Consider the following 17,059-nt stretch of genomic DNA (forward strand, 5'->3'; position numbering starts at 1 on the left):
CGCTGTCCTTATTGCGTCGTGTGCTGAGCCGTGGCGCGCAGATAGATTTCCACGCGACGGTTAGCGGCACGGCCGGCTTCGGTGTTGTTGTCGGCGATCGGCTGGTTCTGGCCCATGCCTTCTGCCGACAGGCGTTGCGGCGCGACGCCGCGTTGCGCCAGATAGCCCGTCACGCTTTGCGCGCGGTTGACCGACAGCGTCTGGTTGTACGCCGGCTGGCCGGTGCTGTCCGTGTGGCCGACCACTTGCGCGATCACTTCAGGATTCTGCTGCAGCGTTTGCGTGAGCTGGTCCAGAACCGGCGCGAACGACGGCTTGATCGCGTAGCTGTTCGTGTCGAACGTGACCGAGCTCGGAATGTTCAGCTTGAGCGAGCCGTCCGGCTGCTCGGTGATCTGCGTGCCGGTGCCCTTGGTGGCGCCCGACAGCTTGTTGTGAATGGATTGCCAGTTGTAGCCGGTAATGCCGCCCACCGCAGCGCCGACGCCGGCGCCGATTGCCGCGCCCTTGCCGCCGCCGAAAATCGCGCCCAGCGCCGCGCCGGTGCCGGCGCCCACGCCCGTGCCGACGGCCGTGTTGGTGCCTTGCTGGCTAGCGCAGCCTGCCAGCAAGGAGCCGGCAACCGCGAAAACAGCCAGGCGAGTCATGATTCTTGCATTCATTTTTAAGTCCTCTTGAGTGAAGCGAATGACGCGCATGAAGCGCGCAGGTAAAGCACTCCGCAGCGTTGCGTCTGGATCAAGCCTGGACGGCGAACGCGGCGGGAGCCAAGCAGACTGCTCATCGAGACGGAACCCGGGCGTCAACCCAGGGCCGCTCTTCAGTCCCGGTCCGACAGTGAAGAAGGGTCTTCCGGCAGCGCACGACGCGAGCCACTACAATAAAGCCTGGCGCGCAGCGATGCGGCCCCACGGCCGTCCGCCTGCCCGAAGGGTGCCCGGCAGGCCCGGTTTTCGCAATGCTGCCTAACAATTTCTTGCAAATTCCGGCGCGTGGACGGGACTTCGATTCCGCCGCGCCGCGAGTGTTCCCTCGGAGTGTCAATGAGTATCGATCGGGCTTTGGTCGACGCTGCGCTCGCAGCCGTCGCTGACCCTAACACCGGCCGGCCGTATGCCGCTGCCAGGAACATCAAAAACGTAACCGTGGAGGGTGACACGGTTAGCGTCGCGGTGGTACTCGGCTATCCGGCCATGCGCCAATTCGACGCGATCCGCAAGCAGTTCGACGACGCGCTCAAGGCCGTGCCGGGCGTGGCCGGGACGCGCGTCGAGGTATCGCAGGAAATCGCCGCGCATACGGTGCAGCGCGGCGTGAAACTCTTGCCGAACGTTAAAAACATCGTGGCGGTGGCGTCGGGCAAGGGCGGTGTCGGCAAGAGCACGACCGCGGTCAACCTCGCGCTCGCGCTGGCTAGCGAAGGCGCTTCGGTGGGCATACTCGACGCGGACATCTACGGGCCGTCGCTGCCGTTGATGCTCGGCATCGAGGGGCGCCCGGAATCGCCGGACGAAAAGACCATGAATCCGATGACGGGTCACGGCCTGCAGGCCAACTCCATCGGCTTCCTGATCGAACAGGACAATCCGATGGTCTGGCGCGGCCCGATGGCCACCTCCGCGCTCGAACAGTTGCTGCGGCAGACCAATTGGCGCGATCTTGACTATCTGATCGTCGACATGCCGCCGGGCACCGGCGACATCCAGTTGACGCTCTCGCAACGCGTGCCCGTGACCGGCGCCGTGATCGTCACGACGCCGCAGGACATCGCGCTGCTCGACGCGCGCAAGGGCCTGAAAATGTTCGAGAAAGTGGGCATTCCGATTCTCGGCATCGTCGAGAACATGGCCATGCATATCTGCTCGAATTGCGGCCACGAAGAACATATCTTCGGCGCCGGAGGCGGCGAGCGCATGGGCAAGGAATACGGCGTCGACGTGCTCGGCAGTCTGCCGCTCGACATTGCGATCCGCGAGCAGACCGACTCCGGCCGGCCGACGGTCGTGGCCGATCCGCAAGGGCGCATCGCGGAGATCTATCGCACGATTGCGCGGAAGATGGCGGTGCACATCGCGGAACGGGCGCGCGACATGACCTCGAAGTTTCCGAACATCGTGGTCCAGAACACCTGACGCGCCCGAGCGGCGGCGGGCGCAACGCTCTATTTGCGCCTTCTCTCGCGGTATCATGTCGACTTCACAAGTTCGGCTCGGCGGCCGCAGGGGCGGCCACCAGGCCGGCAAGAGGATCGCATGGGAAAACGAATCGACGGGCAGGCGGTGCATGCGTTCATCGTCCTGACTGCCTGCAGTGTGCTGTTATGCGGCTGCAGCGCGTTCCTGAGACCACAGGAAAAGCGCGCCGACGCGCAGTTGCTGCCCACCGTGGGCAATCAGGCGCGCGGCCTCGTGACGTTCATCGAGCGCTCGGACGGCGTGCAGGTGACCTACAACCTCTCGGGCTTGCCGCCCAATAGCGATCACGCGCTGCAAGTCCACGAGCGCGGCGACTGCAATGCGACCGACGGCTCGAGCGCCGGCCAGATATTTTCGCCGGCCGCCGAACGTCTGAAAGCAGGCGCGCGCGTGGAAGGCGATCTCGGCAACATTCATGCGGATGCGAACGGCGTGGCAACCGGCTTCATCGTCGCGCCGGACGTTTCGCTCGACGGTATCCGTTCGGTCCTGCAACGCGCGGTTCTGCTGCATCGCGATCCCACCGATCCTTATGCGTATCCGCAGCATGGCGCCGGTCCGGCGCTCGCGTGCGGCGCGATCCGGCAATGAACGATCGCATGACGGGCCGCGCGCTTGTCGGCAGTTGCCGCGCGCTTGTCCATTCGCGGCGCCTTGGTGGTCCGCATTCGTGGCCCGCATCCGCGGCAGCATCTTCGTGATCGCGTAAAATAAGCGCCTTTCGTCGCGGCGTCCGGCTGGCGTTATCGTCAACAGGACTCGCGGGCGGCTTCGTCCGGGCGCGCTAGCAGCCTTCCCGCCGTCACGGCAATGCGCGAAACCGGCCGCAAGGCGGCCGGCGCACACCGGGCGGTTATCCGTCACACCTCTGTTATTCACGTCGAGCAGCGTTCACCTATGACCATCAAATCCGACAAGTGGATCCGGCGCATGGCCGAGTCGCACAAAATGATCGAGCCGTTCGTGCCCGATCAGGTTCGCGTCTCCGAAGACGGCCGGAAGATTGTCAGCTACGGCACCTCGAGCTACGGCTACGACATTCGCTGCGCCGACGAATTCAAGATCTTCACGAACATCAACTCGACCATTGTCGATCCGAAGAATTTCGACGAGAAATCGTTCGTGGACTTCAAGGGCGACGTCTGCATCATTCCGCCGAATTCGTTTGCGCTCGCGCGCACGGTCGAGTATTTCCGCATTCCGCGCTCGGTGCTGACCGTGTGCCTCGGCAAGTCGACTTACGCGCGCTGCGGGATCATCGTGAACGTCACGCCGTTCGAGCCGGAATGGGAAGGCCACGTCACACTCGAATTCTCGAATACGACACCTTTGCCTGCGAAAATCTACGCGAACGAAGGCGTCGCCCAGGTGCTGTTTTTCGAAAGCGATGAGATTTGTGAAACGTCGTACGCGGATCGCGGCGGCAAATATCAAGGTCAGCACGGCGTCACGTTGCCGAAGACCTGACGCCGGCAGCGCATCGACCCACCAGGTACACAGGGTGACCGCTGCAATTTATCGAATGCAGCGGTCGTTCTTTTTGGAGAATCGCCCATGAAGTTCCGTTTTCCCGTCGTCATCATCGACGAAGATTTCCGCTCCGAGAACATCTCGGGTTCCGGCATCCGGGCTTTGGCCGAAGCAATCGAGAAAGAAGGCGCGGAAGTGCTCGGGTTGACGAGCTACGGCGATCTGACTTCGTTCGCGCAGCAGTCGAGCCGCGCGTCGTGCTTCATCCTTTCCATCGACGACGACGAGCTGCTGCCGTACGTCGAAAACGTCGTGGTCGAAGGCGAGACGCCGGAACTCGCGGCGGCCATCGTCGCACTGCGCGCGTTCGTGACCGAAGTGCGCCGCCGCAACGCGGACATTCCGATTTTCCTGTACGGCGAGACGCGCACGTCGCGCCATTTGCCGAACGACATCCTGCGCGAACTGCACGGCTTCATCCACATGTTCGAGGACACGCCGGAGTTCGTCGCGCGCCACATCATCCGCGAAGCCAAGGTGTACCTCGATTCGCTCGCGCCGCCGTTCTTCAAGGAACTGGTGCACTACGCGGAAGAAGGCTCGTACTCGTGGCACTGTCCGGGCCATTCGGGCGGCGTCGCGTTTCTGAAGAGCCCGCTTGGGCAGATGTTCCATCAGTTCTTCGGCGAGAACATGCTGCGCGCCGACGTCTGCAATGCGGTCGACGAACTCGGTCAACTGCTCGATCACACGGGCCCGGTTGCGGCATCGGAGCGCAACGCCGCGCGCATTTTCAGCGCGGATCACGTGTTCTTCGTGACCAACGGCACGTCGACGTCGAACAAGATCGTCTGGCACGGCACGGTCGCGCCGGGCGACATCGTGCTGGTGGATCGCAACTGCCACAAGTCGATCCTGCACGCGATCACGATGACCGGCGCGATTCCGGTGTTCCTCACGCCGACGCGCAACAACTTCGGCATCATCGGTCCGATTCCGCGCAGCGAATTCGAGCCGGAAAACATCCGCAAGAAGATCGCGGCGAATCCGTTCGCGCGCGAAGCGCTTGCGAATAATCCGAACCTGAAGCCGCGCATTCTCACCATCACGCAAAGCACGTACGACGGCGTGATCTACAACGTCGAGATGATCAAGGAGATGTTGGGCGAATGGCTCGACACGCTGCATTTCGACGAAGCCTGGCTGCCGCACGCCGAGTTCCACGAGTTCTATCAGGACATGCATGCGATCGGCGCGGGCCGTCCGCGTATCGGCGCGATGATCTACGCGACGCACTCCACGCACAAGCTGCTCGCCGGCATTTCGCAGGCTTCGCAAATCGTCGTGCAGGATTCGAAGAACAGCCGCTTCGACAAGCATCGCTTCAATGAAGCGTATCTGATGCATACGTCGACGAGCCCGCAGTACGCAATCATCGCGTCGTGCGACGTGGCAGCGGCGATGATGGAAGCGCCAGGCGGCACCGCTTTGGTCGAAGAGTCGATTGCCGAGGCGCTCGACTTCCGCCGCGCGATGAGCAAGGTCGACGCCGAGTACGGCGACGACTGGTTCTTCAAGGTGTGGGGCCCCGACCAGTTCGCGGAAGAGGGCATCGGCTCGCGCGAGGACTGGATGCTGCGTCCCGACGATTCGTGGCACGGCTTCGGCCCGCTCGCCGAAGGCTTCAACATGCTCGACCCGATCAAGGCGACCATCGTCACGCCGGGTCTCGACATGAACGGCGATTTCGGCGAGACCGGCATTCCGGCCGCGATCGTCACGAAGTATCTGGCCGAGCACGGCATTATCGTCGAGAAGACCGGCTTGTACTCGTTCTTCATCATGTTCACGATCGGCATCACGAAGGGCCGCTGGAACTCGATGGTGACCGAACTTCAGCAGTTCAAGGACGACTACGACAACAACCAGCCGTTGTGGCGCGTGCTGCCGGACTTCGTCGCATTGCATCCGACGTATGAGCGTGTCGGTTTGCGCGATTTGTGCCAGCAGATTCACAGCGTCTACCGTGCGAACGACATTGCGCGCCTGACCACCGAGATGTACCTGTCGAGCATGGAGCCGGCGATGAAGCCGTCGGACGCATTCGCGAAGCTCGCGCATCGCGAGATCGACCGCGTGCCTATCGACGAACTCGAAGGCCGCGTCACGTCCATTCTGTTGACGCCGTACCCGCCGGGCATTCCGCTGCTGATTCCGGGCGAGCGCTTCAATAAGACCATCGTCAACTATCTGCGCTTCGCGCGCGAATTCAACGAGCGTTTCCCGGGTTTCCACACGGACATCCACGGACTGGTCGGCGAAATGATCAACGGGCGCATCGAATATTTCGTCGATTGCGTGCGCGTCTGACGATGCGATCGACGTTGCTCGCGCGGGCTGTCATCTGTGCGCTGCTGCTTGGCGCCGCGCCGCTCGCGGCGCGCGCCGAAGTCGCCGCCGCCGATCCGATCGACGCGGCCATGCGCACCTGTCTTGCGCGCAGCGACATGTCGTCGACGGCCGGGCAGGTGCAGTGCATGGAGACGGCGCGCATCGGCTGGAAGAGCGCGCTGGATAACGCATGGCAGCAGTTGCAGGGCGAGTCGCCGCAGACGCGCCGCAAGCAGTGGCAGAAGAGTCAGGCGAGCTGGCAGGCCTGGCGCGATGCCGACACGCAACTGCTCGCGGCGGTGTTCGCCACCACGCGCGGCACGATGTATGTGCTTGCCGCCGCCGATATGCAATTGCAGCCGGTGCGCGACCGCGCGCTCGTGCTGCGCAGCGCAACGGCAGATGCGAGCTCAGGTGGGCAACCTAAGGCCGGTCGTTCGCGGAGCGGCCGTGTGCGCGCCTGTGCCGCCGACGCGCGCTGCGAACACGCGATGTTCGACATGAACCGCTACTACCGTCGTCTGCAAGCGAAAATGCCGGCGCGTTCGCGTTCCACGCTGACGCGCGCGCAAAAGGCGTGGACCGCTTATCTGAACGCAAGCACGCCTTTGGTCGACGAGCGGGGCCGCATCGACATCATCGGTGCGCGTGTGGCGACGCTCAAGCGCTTGTCGGAAACGGTCGGCAACGACTAGGCTTCTGCGCGCGCAGAAGCCGCCTCATCGAGACGAGAGCTTCAGGTCAACGCGTAGCTGTCGGCTTGCAGATCGGGCAGCGCGACCGCGGGTTCGCCGCGCAGATCGCGCAGTGCGTCTTCAATGGTGAGCGACATGGTGTGCAGCGCGAGGTCGTTGTCGTCGGTGCCGAACGGCTCTTCGATTTGCGACGCGATCGCTTCGTGCGCCATGAACGTGTACGCGACGAACACCGCGAACACCGGCGTAAAAATGCCGATGCTGTCGACGAGTCCGAACGGCAGCGACGCGCAGAAGAAGTAGACCGTGCGGTGAATCATCACCGAGTAGGCAAACGGCAGCGGCGTGGAGGCAATGCGCTCGCATCCGCCGATCACATCCGACAAGCCATTCAGATTCCGGTCGAACGCGAGTACGGCCATCGGATCGATTGAGCCTTTTTGCGCCTGGCGCTGCACCCATTCGCCGAGAACCAGCATCAATGTCGCCGGTTGGTAGCGCGACGCCATCACGCGTTCGAACAGCGCAGGCGGCAGGCGCGCGGCGAGGTCTTCGCGCGGATCGCTTTTGCGAAGCTGATGCCGCAGCGCATGCGGCAACGCGCCCAATGCCGCGCAAAATTCGGCCGCGTCTTCTTTGGGCAACGGCGTCGTTCGCAAGGTCAGCGCCTGACGAATGAGCGAACGCGCGTCGTTCAGCAGTTGACCCCAGAGCTTGCGCGCTTCCCACCAGCGGTCATAACTGGCGTTGTTGCGAAAGCCGAGAAACACCGCGAGAGCGATGCCGACGAGCGAGAACGGCGCAGTCGTGTTGAGGTTCAGCGAGATGGGCAGCAGATGATCGTGCGCCGCGACCGCAACAATCGAGATCGCGAAAATGAGGAAGAGCCGGGGAAGCAACTGCGGAAGCACCGAGCCGCGCCACGCAAGCAGCATGCGGAACCAATGGAGATGCGGACGGATGATCATCGGTGTGCTGTGCCATGAGCGATGGAGTTTCTATTATCGCTTGTTGTGCGAGCCGCGCGATTGAAGCGCAGGCTCGCACGGGCAATGCTTCAGCAGAAAGCATGAAGGCCACGCCGTAGCGTGGCCTTCATGCAAGCCTCAATCTGCAAACGTCAATCGCGCGCCGATGAAGCCGCGCCGTGACTGAGCCAGTCGAGTACGGCGGTTGCGTCGTCGTCCGCGCCTTGACGCGCTTTCGCCACCGTTTCCGCAACGTCCGCGCTCGGCACCGCGCGACGAATCGCCACGCCGACCGCGAGAATATCGATCATCACCAGATGCAGGATGCGCGAGATCATCGAAAGCTGCGACTCGCGAATCTCGATGTGATCGGTTTCGAGCGCGACGGTAGCGCGCTTGGCCAACGGCGTGTTGCTCGACGTGATCGCGATCACTTTCGCGCCGGCCTGCATCGCGACATCGAGCACGCGCAGCAACTCGGGCGCGCGGCCCGACTTCGACACCGCGACGATCACGTCACCCTTGCCGAGCAACGCAGCGGAAGCCGCCTGCATGTACAGATCGCCGTAAGCAATGGTCGGAATGCCGAAGCGGAAGAACTTGTAGTGCGCGTCCTGCGCGACGATGTTCGAATTGCCGAGGCCATAGAACTCGATACGACGCGCGCCGTTCAACAGATCGATTGCGCGTTCCACCTGCTCGAAGTTCAGATGCTCGCGCAATTGCAGAATCGCCGACACCGTGTTGTCGAGCACCTTCGCGCCGAAGTCAGTCGCGGTATCGCCGAGATGCACCTGGCTATGGCTGACCGGAATCGTGCCGGTCAAGCCGGTGGCGAGCTTCAGCTTGAAATCCGACAGCCCCTGGCAGCCGAGCGAACGGCAGAAGCGGATCACGGTCGGCTGACTCACGTCGGCCTTGCGCGCGATGTCGACGATCGGATCGTTGATGATCGAACGCGGGTGGTTCAACGCGAGATCGGCGACGCGGCGCTCGGCCGGCGTCAACGCGTCGCGCATCTGGCGAATCCGCTCGAATACCGCCGACGAACTGCCGCCCGCGCGATTCGACAACTGTTCGGCGAGAATCGCGGACACGCCGAGAAAGGCCGGATATTCGGCGGTGATCACATACGTCGGCACGTTCTGCAAGTACGCCTCGAAGCGGCCCTTCGCCTCGAAGCGCTTGCGAAACGACGAGCGCGCGAAGAAATCGCCGAGCCGCGGCACCACGCCGCCGCCGATGTAAATGCCGCCGAGCGCGCCCAGCGTCACCGCGATATTGCCCGCGAAGGTGCCGAGAATCCCGCAGAACACATCGGCGGATTCGGCGGCGAGCGGCTCGCCTTCGAGCGCGCGCTTGACGATCTCGCGCGTGTCGACGTTGGCCGCCACGCGCTTCTTGTCGCGGCCCGCGAGCGCACGATAAATCACTTCCATGCCGGGGCCCGCGGCCACGCGCTCGAACGACACGTGCGACCACTTCTTGCGCGCGTAGTGCAGCACGATGTCCTCGCGCTCGTCGGCGGGCGCGAAGGTCGCGTGGCCGCCTTCGCTGCCGAGCGCGATCCAGCGGTCGTCGGCGGGAATCAGGCCGGACACGCCCATGCCGGTGCCCGGACCGAGCAGGCCGATCACGCTATTCGGGCGGCGCGTGCCGCCGCCGACCTGCACGCGCTGCGCGTCGGTGAGGCCCGGCAAGGCCATCGCCAGCGCGGTGAAGTCGTTCACGACCAGCAGCGTGTCGAAGCCGAGCGCGCGGCGCGTGGCTTCGATCGAGAAGGTCCAGTCGTGATTCGTCATGCTGACCTGATCGCCGTCGACCGGGTTCGCAATTGCAATGGCCGCATGATTCACGCGGCCGATCTTCATGTCCTTCAGATACTTCTTGATGACCTCGGCAACACCGGGATACTCCGCGCACGGATAGACCTGCACCGAGCCGATTTCGCCCGGCCCGGTTTCGAGCGCGAAGCGCGCGTTCGTGCCGCCGATGTCGGCGAGAAGCCTCGGTCCATCGGCGTGCTGGCCCGCGCCCGGAGCAGCCTTAGTTTGCACACCAGTAGACATCGAGTCTCACTCCCTTGTCGTTCGCCAACTGCGAGATGGCATTTTTTTGTAGCGAAGAGGCGGCGGCGTTCAGCACGTCCATCTTGCGCGGTCCTGCGATCAGCAAAAACAGGTGCTTCACTTCCTTCAGCGCGGAAAGCGACCAGCTCACGCGCGCATGCGGCGCGCTGCCGGGATGCACGGCGACGAAGCGCTCGCGCGTGGTGATCGCGTGATCCCACTCGGGCGCGTCGGCGAAGATCGACGCAGTGTGGCCGTCTTCGCCCATGCCGAGAATCGCGACGTCGGGCGCATTGGCAAAACGCGCGTCGGCGTTCAGCGCGGCGACGTGCGAATGCAGGTCCTGCGATGTGTCGGCGAGCGGCCAGAAGGTCGCGTTCTGCGCGGCGCTTTGCAGCAGCGTCGCGTGCGCGAGCTGCGCGTTGCTCGCGCTGTCCGTCTCGGGCACCCAGCGGTCGTCGACGAGGGTCACGGCGATGCGCGCCCAGTCGAAACTTTGCGTGGATAACGTCTGCAGGAACGGGCGCGGACTGCTGCCGCCCGAAACGGCGAGCAGCGCCGGGCGGGCCGCAGATGTCGTGGTGGACGTACCGGCCGTGGACGCGCCGGCAATACCGGCGTCCGACGTTGCCGCCTGGGCGGCCAGCGATGCATGTAGCGCGTCGCCGACTGCCTTCGCCAACGCGTCGGATTGCGCGCGTTGATCGTCGAAAGCGTGAAGCTCGATCACTTCTCCTCCGTGCTGCTTTTTTGTTAGCGCGGCGACCAGCCGCCGCGAATCAATTCTCTTCTTCGAGCCAGCAGGTGCCGTGCTGCGCGAGCATCGCGCTCGCCGCGGCAGGACCCCATGTGCCCGACGCATACGGCTTCGGCGGTTTGTTCGAAGCCTTCCATTCGTTCAGAATCGGTTCGACCCAGCGCCACGCGGCTTCCTGTTCGTCGCGCCGCACGAAGAGGGCGAGACGCCCGTTGATCACGTCGAGCAGAAGACGTTGATACGCTTCCATCTGCCCTTCGCGGAAGAACTGGTCGAACGCGAGATCGAGGTGAACGCTGGCGAGGTTCATGCCTTCGCCCGGCTGCTTCGCGAGACAGTAAAGACGGATGGTCTCGTTCGGCTGCAAGCGGATCACCAGACGATTCGCGCTCGCGCGCAATGCCGATGCGCCCAATGCCGAATGCGGCACCGAGCGGAAATTCACGACGATTTCCGCGACGCGATCGGCAAGCCGTTTGCCGGTGCGCAGGAAAAACGGCACGCCCGCCCAGCGCCAGTTTTCTATCTCCACCTTCAGCGCGACAAAGGTTTCGGTCGTGCTGTTCTGCTTCACGCCGGGTTCGGTCGCGTAGGCGGGCACGGCGTTGCCGCGGATCACGCCCGAATGATACTGGCCGCGCACCGCAACCTTGCCGATGTCGAGCTGATTGATGGGCTTGAGCGCGCGCAGCACGCGCAGCTTTTCGTCGCGCACCGAGTCGGAATCCATCGAATGCGGCGGCTCCATCGCGACGATCGAAAGCAGTTGCAGCAAATGGTTCTGCACCATGTCGCGCAGCGCGCCGGTATTGTCGTAGAAATCGCCGCGCGCTTCGACACCGAGTTCTTCCGCGATCGTGATCTGGATGCTTTCGACCCATTCGCGACGCCACAGCGGCTCGAACAAAGCATTGCCAAAGCGCAGCGCGAGCAGGTTCTGCACGGGCTCTTTGCCGAGGTAGTGGTCGATACGGTAGATCTGTTCTTCCGCGAAGATTTCGCCGACCGCGTCGTTGATTGCATTCGACGACTTCAGGTCGTAGCCGAGCGGCTTTTCGAGCACGATGCGCGCGTTTTCGTTCAGCCCCACCGACGCGAGCGCGCGGCAGATCGGCACGAACAGCGACGGACCGGTGGCCAGGTAAAACACGCGGATGCCGGGCAAGTCCTTCACCGCATCGCGCAGCAACGTGAAGTCTTCGGGATTGCCCAGGTCGATCTTCACGAACTCGATGCGTTCGAGAAAACTCGCCCATGCCGTTTCGTCGACACCGTTCTTCGATACATGCGGCTTGACGTGCTCGTTGACCCACTGAAGATATTCGCCTCGATCCGCTGCGTGGCGCGCGACCGCGACGATCTTGCCGCTGTCGGCCAGCATGCCGCCCGCACGGTGTGCTTCAAACAGTGCGGGGAGAATCTTGCGCATCGACAGATCGCCGGTTCCGCCGAAGAGAACGAAGGTGAAACTTGAATCGGTTTGCATGAGTCTCCGTCGATGTCCTGGGGCCGCCGCGCCAACCGCTCGCTCCTCGCGAACAGGCGACCGTAGTCCGATAAAATATTTTTTGACACTGAATTGTAGTTTAACTACAATCCAAATCAAGAGGTAGCGCTAATTCGATGAAAAAAGCGTGCGCTGCATGTCAGTTGCACGTTTCGCGAATCGGCCAACGTCCCCTGCATGTTAACGGACATTGCAAACGGACATTGCATTGCCGGCATGGGCCAGCCTCGAGTCTGCCGCGCGACGCGGGCGGGCAAAAATCAAAAGAGGAGACAGTCAGTTGCATCCCGAATCACTCATCTCTTGAGCTTCCAGCGGCCGGACATCGGTCCGCCGGCACATGCCTTAACGCATGCGCCCGACCGTGCTCGATCGCCCAGTGTTTTGCCTGTTTGAACCAACCACAGCACCCTGGCGACATCAGGGGCCATTTGTTTTTTGTTCAGGTGTCTGGAGGAGATAAGCAATGAAATTTCGCGCGATCATGGGCGCTCTGTGCGCCGCGGGTCTGATGTGTGGCGTCTCGGCCGTGCAGGCTGCCGAGTCGGTCGAAGTGTTGCACTGGTGGACTTCGGGCGGCGAATCGAAAGCCGTCGGCGTCCTCAAGGACGACATGACGAAGCAGGGTTACACGTGGAAGGACTTTGCGGTTGCGGGTGGCGCGGGCGCGGCTGCCATGACGGCACTGAAGACGCAGGTGATCTCGGGCAATGCACCGAGCGCCGCGCAGATCAAGGGCCCGCTGATTCAGGACTGGGCTTCGCAAGGCGTGCTGGTGCCGATCGACTCCGTCGCGGGCGACTGGAAGAAGAACCTGCCGCCGGAAATCGACAAGATCATGCACGCGGACGGCCACTATGTCGCGGCGCCGTTCTCGGTGCATCGCGTGAACTGGCTGTACATCAACAAGGCTGCGCTCGACAAGGCAGGCGGCAAGGTGCCGACCACGTGGCCTGAATTCTTCGCGGTGGCCGACAAGATGAAGGCCGCGGGCATCCAGCCGATCGCGATGGGCGGCCAGCCGTGGCAAGACCTGACGCTGTGGGAAGACGTCGTGCTGTCGCAAGGCGCGGACTTCTACAAGAAGGCGCTGGTCGACCTCGACGAAAAGACGCTGACTTCGGACAAGATGGTCGGCGTGTTCGACACGGTCCGCAAGATCCAGGGTTACTTCGACGCGGGCCGCACGGGCCGTGACTGGAACCTGGCAACGGCGATGGTCATCAACGGCAAGGCCGGCATGCAGTTCATGGGCGACTGGGCGAAGGGCGAATTCGCCAACGCCGGCAAGAAGTCGGGCGCGGACTACGTTTGCGCCGCCGTGCCGGGCACCGAAAAGTCGTACACGTTCAACGTCGACTCGTTCGTGTTCTTCCAGCAGAAAGGCCAGAAGGCGGCAACGCCGGGTCAGCTCGCGCTCGCGAAGACGATCATGACGCCGGAGTTCCAGGAGCAGTTCAGCCTGAACAAGGGCTCGATTCCGGTTCGTCTGGGCGTCTCGATGGCGAAGTTCGACGACTGCGCGAAGAAGTCGTACGCGGATGAACAAACGGCGATCAAGTCGGGCGGCTATGTGCCGTCGCTCGCTCACGGCATGGCTCAGCCGGATGCGGCAGCCGGCGCGATCTCCGACGTCGTCACGAAGTTCATGAACTCGCAGCAGGATTCGAAGAGCGCAGTGACCGCGCTCGCGAAGGCAGCGAAGACCAAGTAAGTGAAGTAGCGAAGGGCGCGTCCGTCGAATGTATTAAGCGGGCGCGCCCTTCGCGCCGTTGATCGCGTGAATTCGCGCAATGCGGTGTGCGCTGTTTGCACTGCGCCTCGCATGCACGCGGCTTCACCTGACAGTTTCAGCAGGAGTCGAGTAGTGACTGCTTCTATCAGCGGAAACGGGAAAACGGCTAGCGTCGCCCGCCGCACGTCGCCCATGGCGGCCCTTGCCGATCGCTGGATTCCGAAGCTGGTGCTCGCACCCAGCGTCGTGATCAGCCTGATCTTCGTCTATGGCTTTATCGCCATCACCGGCTATCTGTCGCTGTCCAATTCGCGACTGATGCCTCGTTATGATTTCGTCGGTCTGGACCGTTATCGCGAACTGTTCGATAACGACGTGTTCTGGACCTCGGCTGCGAACCTCGGCTGGTTCGGCATTCCGTTCATCGGCATTTGCATCGGCCTGGGTCTCTTTCTCGCGATCCTGCTCGATCAGCAGATCCGCAACGAAGGCGCATTGCGCGCGGTGTTTCTGTATCCGATGGCGCTGTCGTTTATCGTGACCGGCACGGCGTGGCAATGGATCATGACGCCGAGCATCGGCCTCGAAAAAGTTTTCCACGACTGGGGCTGGACGAGCTTTTCGTTTAGCTGGCTGGGCGACCCGGACAAGGCGATTTTCTGCGTAGTGATCGCGGCGGTATGGCAATCCACCGGCTTCGTGATGGCGCTCTTTCTTGCGGGCCTGCGCGGCGTGGACGGCGAAATCTTCAAGGCCGCGCAGATGGACGGCGCGAATCTGCCCACCATCTATCGCAAGATCGTGATTCCGAGCATGCGTCCGGTGTTCTTCTCGGTGCTGCTGATTCTTTGCCACATCACGATCAAGACCTTCGACCTCGTCGTCGCGTTGACGGCGGGTGGTCCGGGCACGTCGTCGTCGCTGCCGGCTATCTTCATGTACACGTTTTCGTTCAATCGCGGGCAACTCGGCGTCGGCGCGGCATCGTCGATGATGATGCTCGCAACCGTCGTGGCCGTGCTCGTGCCGCTCATGTATCTGGAATCGAGGAGCACCCGCAATGCAGCCTAAGATGACGATCAGCCGTGCCGTCATTTACGCGGCCTTGGTCCTGTTTGCCCTGTACTTCCTGTTTCCGCTGTACGTGATGCTGTCCACGTCGTTCAAGGACATCGACCAGTTGCGCACCGGCAATCTGCTGACGCCGCCTACGCACTGGACCGTCGATCCGTGGATCAAGGCATGGAGCGGCGCGTGTACGGGTGTGCGTTGCGACGGCATGCAGCCGTTCTTCATGAACTCGGTGCGGATGGTAATTCCGGCGGTGCTGATCTCGTCGATCATCGGCGCGTTCAACGGTTATGTGCTCACGCACTGGCGTTTTCGCGGCGCCGATCCGATCTTCACGATGCTGCTGGTCGGCTGCTTCATTCCGTTCCAGGCGATCCTGCTGCCGATGGCGCGCTTCGAAGGCTTTCTCGGCCTGTCGAACACCACGACCGGCCTGGTGGTGGTGCACGTGATCTACGGTATCGCGTTCACGACGATGTTCTTCCGCAACTTCTACGTGAGCATTCCGGCTGAACTCGTGAAGGCGGCGCGTATCGACGGCGCGGGTTTCTTCACGATCTTCACGAAGATTCTGCTGCCCGTGTCGCTGCCGATTTTCATGGTCTGCCTCATCTGGCAATTCACGCAGATCTGGAATGACTTCCTGTTCGGTATCGTGTTCTCCGGCGTCGATTCGATGCCGATCACGGTGGCGCTGAACAACCTCGTGAATACGTCGACGGGCGTGAAGGAATACAACGTCGACATGGCCGGCGCGATCATCGCCGCATTGCCGACCTTGCTCGTCTACATCATCGCCGGACGCTATTTCGTGCGCGGGCTGACGGCCGGCGCGGTGAAGGGCTAACGCCTCGCAAACCATCCGAGCGCGGCGGCGTGTCCCGGCGCATAAACAAGACGTTTTCAAGCAGTACCAGAGACTAGAGGATTCACAGCATGGCAAGCCTTTCCATCCGTGACGTGTACAAGACCTACCCGAACGGGGTGCCGGTTCTGAAGGGTGTCAACATCGACATCGAAGACGGTCAGTTCCTGATTCTGGTCGGCGGCTCGGGCTGCGGTAAGTCGACGCTACTCAATATGATCGCCGGCCTCGAAACGGTGACCAAGGGCGAGATCCAGATCGACGGCAAGACGGTGAACAACCTGTCGCCGAAAGATCGCGATATTGCGATGGTGTTCCAGTCGTACGCGCTGTATCCGTCGATGACGGTGCGCGAGAACATTTCGTTCGGCCTGAATATCCGCAAGGTGCCGAAGCAGGAACAGACGCAGATTGTCGACCGCGTGTCGAACACGCTGCAGATCACGCATCTGCTGGATCGCAAACCGGGTCAACTGTCCGGCGGCCAGCGTCAGCGCGTGGCAATGGGCCGCGCATTGGCGCGCGACCCGGTGATGTTCCTGTTCGACGAACCGCTGTCGAACCTCGACGCCAAGCTGCGTATCGAGATGCGCTCGGAAATCAAGCTGCTGCATCAACGCCTCGGCACGACGATCGTCTACGTGACGCACGATCAGATCGAAGCGATGACGCTCGGCGACCGCATCGCCGTGATGAAAGACGGCATCGTCCAGCAGTTCGGCGCGCCGCAGGAGATTTACGACTCGCCGTCGAACCTGTTCGTGGCCGGCTTCATCGGCGCGCCGCCGATGAACTTCATCCAGGGCAAGCTCGTCGAGCAGGGCGCGGGCGTGGGTCTCGAACTCGATACGGGCATTGCGCGCACGGCGCTGAATCTGCCGTTCGACTCGGCGAAGGTGAAGTCGCACGTGGGCCGCGAAGTGATTCTCGGCTTGCGTCCCGAGCGCATTACCGATGCTCGCGGCGCGCATGGCGATCATGCGAAGCTGCAACAGATCGAAGTGAAGGTCGACGTGATCGAGCCGACCGGGCCGGACACTTTGGTGTTCGCGCAGGTCAACGGCAAGCGCGTGGTGAGCCGCGTGCACCCGGCGTCGAATCCGCAGCCGCTGACGAATACGACGCTGCTGTTCGATACGTCGAAAGCGGTGTTGTTCGATCCGTCGAATGAAGAGCGCATCGCCTGATTTTTTGGTCTGATCGCTTGGCCTTGCCTCATTGAGAAAGCCCCTTGCGTCTCGCGACGCAAGGGGCTTTTCTTTGTGCGCCCAGCATGGGCGCAATCTTGTGGGTGCAAGTCCCATCGTGAGTTGACCACAGCGAACGAAGTGAAGCG

The 17,059-nt window shown here is 62.6% G+C and carries 14 protein-coding genes; 9 read left to right on the plus strand and 5 right to left on the minus strand.

The window, feature by feature from the left end; translation table 11 throughout:
• Nucleotides 1-8 precede the first annotated feature (8 nt).
• Nucleotides 9-662 (minus strand): OmpA family protein, encoded by a 654-nt coding sequence (locus tag AB6809_RS23065; RefSeq protein ID WP_029971135.1) that lies wholly within the window; start codon nt 660-662, stop codon nt 9-11.
• A gap of 381 nt (nt 663-1,043) precedes the next feature.
• Here AB6809_RS23065 and apbC point away from each other — a divergent pair, with 381 nt between their 5' ends.
• The 5 genes from apbC to AB6809_RS23090 all read left to right on the plus strand — a co-directional run bounded on the left by apbC (nt 1,044) and on the right by AB6809_RS23090 (nt 6,751).
• Nucleotides 1,044-2,132, plus strand: coding sequence for an iron-sulfur cluster carrier protein ApbC (gene apbC, locus AB6809_RS23070; protein ID WP_114155858.1), 1,089 nt, complete (start codon nt 1,044-1,046; stop codon nt 2,130-2,132).
• Between the two features lie 120 nt (nt 2,133-2,252).
• Entirely contained in the window at nt 2,253-2,786 is a 534-nt protein-coding gene (locus AB6809_RS23075; protein ID WP_006048518.1) for a superoxide dismutase family protein, read from the plus strand.
• Between the two features lie 306 nt (nt 2,787-3,092).
• Nucleotides 3,093-3,662: a dCTP deaminase gene (gene dcd / locus AB6809_RS23080; protein ID WP_006048517.1), complete on the plus strand. Its 570-nt coding sequence runs from the start codon at nt 3,093-3,095 to the stop codon at nt 3,660-3,662.
• Nucleotides 3,663-3,749: 87 nt separating this feature from the next.
• Nucleotides 3,750-6,035: an arginine/lysine/ornithine decarboxylase gene (locus tag AB6809_RS23085; RefSeq protein ID WP_006048516.1), complete on the plus strand. Its 2,286-nt coding sequence runs from the start codon at nt 3,750-3,752 to the stop codon at nt 6,033-6,035.
• 2 nt (nt 6,036-6,037) lie between these two features.
• Nucleotides 6,038-6,751 (plus strand): lysozyme inhibitor LprI family protein, encoded by a 714-nt coding sequence (locus tag AB6809_RS23090; protein WP_029971137.1) that lies wholly within the window; start codon nt 6,038-6,040, stop codon nt 6,749-6,751.
• 41 nt (nt 6,752-6,792) lie between these two features.
• On the opposite strand, the gene AB6809_RS23095 is transcribed toward AB6809_RS23090, so the two are convergent.
• The 4 genes from AB6809_RS23095 to zwf all read right to left on the minus strand — a co-directional run bounded on the left by AB6809_RS23095 (nt 6,793) and on the right by zwf (nt 12,031).
• The gene (locus tag AB6809_RS23095; RefSeq protein WP_029971138.1) at nt 6,793-7,719 is read right to left on the minus strand and encodes a bestrophin family protein; all 927 of its coding nucleotides are present in this window, start codon (nt 7,717-7,719) and stop codon (nt 6,793-6,795) included.
• A gap of 152 nt (nt 7,720-7,871) precedes the next feature.
• Nucleotides 7,872-9,788 carry a bifunctional transcriptional regulator/glucokinase gene (locus AB6809_RS23100; RefSeq protein WP_006048513.1) on the minus strand — a complete coding sequence of 639 codons (1,917 nt, stop codon included), beginning with the start codon at nt 9,786-9,788 and terminating at the stop codon, nt 7,872-7,874.
• On the minus strand, nt 9,766-10,518 hold the full coding sequence (gene pgl, locus AB6809_RS23105; RefSeq protein ID WP_006048512.1) for a 6-phosphogluconolactonase: 753 nt from the start codon (nt 10,516-10,518) through the stop codon (nt 9,766-9,768). Before pgl ends, AB6809_RS23100 begins: the two co-directional genes overlap by 23 nt.
• A gap of 49 nt (nt 10,519-10,567) precedes the next feature.
• Nucleotides 10,568-12,031: a glucose-6-phosphate dehydrogenase gene (zwf, locus tag AB6809_RS23110; RefSeq protein WP_029971139.1), complete on the minus strand. Its 1,464-nt coding sequence runs from the start codon at nt 12,029-12,031 to the stop codon at nt 10,568-10,570.
• 487 nt (nt 12,032-12,518) lie between these two features.
• Here zwf and AB6809_RS23115 point away from each other — a divergent pair, with 487 nt between their 5' ends.
• The 4 genes from AB6809_RS23115 (at nt 12,519) to AB6809_RS23130 (ending at nt 16,910) form a co-directional block, all read left to right on the plus strand.
• The gene (locus AB6809_RS23115) at nt 12,519-13,766 is read left to right on the plus strand and encodes an ABC transporter substrate-binding protein (RefSeq protein ID WP_006048510.1); all 1,248 of its coding nucleotides are present in this window, start codon (nt 12,519-12,521) and stop codon (nt 13,764-13,766) included.
• Between the two features lie 153 nt (nt 13,767-13,919).
• Entirely contained in the window at nt 13,920-14,858 is a 939-nt protein-coding gene (locus AB6809_RS23120; protein WP_006048509.1) for a carbohydrate ABC transporter permease, read from the plus strand.
• Nucleotides 14,848-15,705 carry a carbohydrate ABC transporter permease gene (locus AB6809_RS23125; RefSeq protein WP_006048508.1) on the plus strand — a complete coding sequence of 286 codons (858 nt, stop codon included), beginning with the start codon at nt 14,848-14,850 and terminating at the stop codon, nt 15,703-15,705. The genes AB6809_RS23120 and AB6809_RS23125 overlap by 11 nt, the downstream gene beginning before the upstream one ends.
• Nucleotides 15,706-15,794: 89 nt before the next feature.
• Entirely contained in the window at nt 15,795-16,910 is a 1,116-nt protein-coding gene (locus AB6809_RS23130; RefSeq protein ID WP_006048507.1) for an ABC transporter ATP-binding protein, read from the plus strand.
• The last annotated feature ends 149 nt before the right edge of the window (nt 16,911-17,059 follow it).

This window comes from Paraburkholderia sp. RCC_158 (assembly GCF_041355255.1).
GTDB lineage: Bacteria > Pseudomonadota > Gammaproteobacteria > Burkholderiales > Burkholderiaceae > Paraburkholderia > Paraburkholderia graminis.

Bases quoted from the DNA above. Each gene is read 5' to 3' on its own strand.
- AB6809_RS23065 (WP_029971135.1), bottom strand. From the start codon at position 662: ATGAATGCAAGAATCATGACTCGCCTGGCTGTTTTCGCGGTTGCCGGC.
- apbC (WP_114155858.1), top strand. From the start codon at position 1,044: ATGAGTATCGATCGGGCTTTGGTCGACGCTGCGCTCGCAGCCGTCGCT.
- AB6809_RS23075 (WP_006048518.1), top strand. From the start codon at position 2,253: ATGGGAAAACGAATCGACGGGCAGGCGGTGCATGCGTTCATCGTCCTG.
- dcd (WP_006048517.1), top strand. From the start codon at position 3,093: ATGACCATCAAATCCGACAAGTGGATCCGGCGCATGGCCGAGTCGCAC.
- AB6809_RS23085 (WP_006048516.1), top strand. From the start codon at position 3,750: ATGAAGTTCCGTTTTCCCGTCGTCATCATCGACGAAGATTTCCGCTCC.
- AB6809_RS23090 (WP_029971137.1), top strand. From the start codon at position 6,038: ATGCGATCGACGTTGCTCGCGCGGGCTGTCATCTGTGCGCTGCTGCTT.
- AB6809_RS23095 (WP_029971138.1), bottom strand. From the start codon at position 7,719: ATGATCATCCGTCCGCATCTCCATTGGTTCCGCATGCTGCTTGCGTGG.
- AB6809_RS23100 (WP_006048513.1), bottom strand. From the start codon at position 9,788: ATGTCTACTGGTGTGCAAACTAAGGCTGCTCCGGGCGCGGGCCAGCAC.
- zwf (WP_029971139.1), bottom strand. From the start codon at position 12,031: ATGCAAACCGATTCAAGTTTCACCTTCGTTCTCTTCGGCGGAACCGGC.
- AB6809_RS23115 (WP_006048510.1), top strand. From the start codon at position 12,519: ATGAAATTTCGCGCGATCATGGGCGCTCTGTGCGCCGCGGGTCTGATG.
- AB6809_RS23125 (WP_006048508.1), top strand. From the start codon at position 14,848: ATGCAGCCTAAGATGACGATCAGCCGTGCCGTCATTTACGCGGCCTTG.
- AB6809_RS23130 (WP_006048507.1), top strand. From the start codon at position 15,795: ATGGCAAGCCTTTCCATCCGTGACGTGTACAAGACCTACCCGAACGGG.